The organism is Streptomyces sp. NPDC046303 (genome assembly GCF_055588085.1).
In genome coordinates this window covers 1-1,219 of record NZ_JBVJFA010000091.1, presented here as the reverse complement: position 1 = coordinate 1,219, position 1,219 = coordinate 1, and the positions used below count along the sequence as shown (strand labels likewise).

Here is a 1,219-nt window from a genome sequence, read left to right as displayed (position 1 = left end):
ATCGCCTTCCCCACACGCGACAACAGCGGTGCTGTCGCCGGTACTGGCGGGGCCGCCGGTGTTTCCCGCACCGCCGCCCGGCTTCGCCGAAGCCGTCCCGCTCGCCTTCGGCGAGCTCGTCGCGCTCGGCCGGTCCGAAGGCTTGGAGCCGTCCGATCGATCGGCCCCGCTCGGCGCACATGCTGTGGCCGCGAGCAGCAGCGCACCGAGAGCGGCCACGACCGCCGCTCTCCCGGTTACCTTGTTTCCCCTGGTCAACGGAGCCCCCTATGTGGTGTGCTTCGATTTACACGACCTGTACGCATGCCGGGAGTCACGGGGTTGCATGCGAAATGAAAAAATTCTGGGACCGATGGGGGCGGCATGACGGAGGACGAGTTCGACGCGTTCTACGCGTCGGCGTTCCCGCGGGTCGTCGGCCAGGTGTACTCCTTCACCGGTGACCACGGCCAGGCCCAGGACGTCGTCCAGGAGGCCTTCGTACGTGCCTGGGACCGGCGGCGTGACTTCCTTGCCACGGAGGCCCCGGAAGCCTGGATCCGCACCGTCGCGATGCGTCTCGCGGTCAGCCACTGGCGGCGGGCGCGGCGGTGGCTGGAGCTGGTACGCCGTACCCCGCTGCCCGGTCACGACCCCGGCCCCGACCCCGAGCACGTCGCCCTTGTCGCAGCGCTGCGACAGCTCCCGGAGCCCCAGCGCCTGGCGATCGTTCTGCACCACCTGTGTGACCTCAGCGTGGAGCAGGTAGCCTCCGAGACCGGCGCCCCGGCCGGTACGGTCAAGGCCCGTCTCTCGCGAGGCCGGGCAGCCCTCGCCAAGCTGCTGCCGGCGAACGAGGTCGGCGTAGCGGGCGGGAGCAGCGAGAAGAAGGAGGATGACGACCGTGCCCGATGAACTCTCCTCCGCGCTGCGCGAGCTGGCCGACAGCGCCGGCAGGCCCGCCCCCACGACGGGTGCGGAAGTACGCCGCCGGGCCGCATCACGTCGGCGGCGCCGACACACCGCGCTCGCGGGCGGCACCGCCGTAGTGGCCGCAGCCCTCGTGTTCGGCCTGACCACGGCCCTGGGCGGCCCGGATTCCCACCGGCGCCCGGCTCCACCCGCCGCCTCCGCCATGACGCCTTCCCCTGCACCTCCTGCGCCCTCCCCCACCGCGTCCTCCCCCGCCGCACCCACCGCCACTGCGCCCACGGCCGTTGTCGCGTGTGCGGAAGGCGAC

The 1,219-nt window shown here is 72.3% G+C and carries 2 protein-coding genes and 1 pseudogene; all 3 read left to right on the top strand.

The features are described 5' to 3' along the window. Positions 1 to 367: hypothetical protein (locus ACZ6I1_RS35020; protein ID WP_469293175.1), on the top strand; the 367-nt coding region annotated here is incomplete at its 5' end. Next, entirely contained in the window at positions 364 to 894 is a 531-nt protein-coding gene (locus ACZ6I1_RS35015) for a SigE family RNA polymerase sigma factor (RefSeq protein WP_469293173.1), read from the top strand. The genes ACZ6I1_RS35020 and ACZ6I1_RS35015, both read left to right, overlap by 4 nt. Further along, positions 884 to 1,219: pseudogene (locus tag ACZ6I1_RS35010) on the top strand (hypothetical protein); the annotation flags it as partial. The gene ACZ6I1_RS35015 and the pseudogene ACZ6I1_RS35010, both read left to right, overlap by 11 nt.

Excerpts from the sequence above, each read along its gene's own strand:
- ACZ6I1_RS35015 (WP_469293173.1), top strand. The coding sequence starts at position 364 with ATGACGGAGGACGAGTTCGACGCGTTCTACGCGTCGGCGTTCCCGCGG.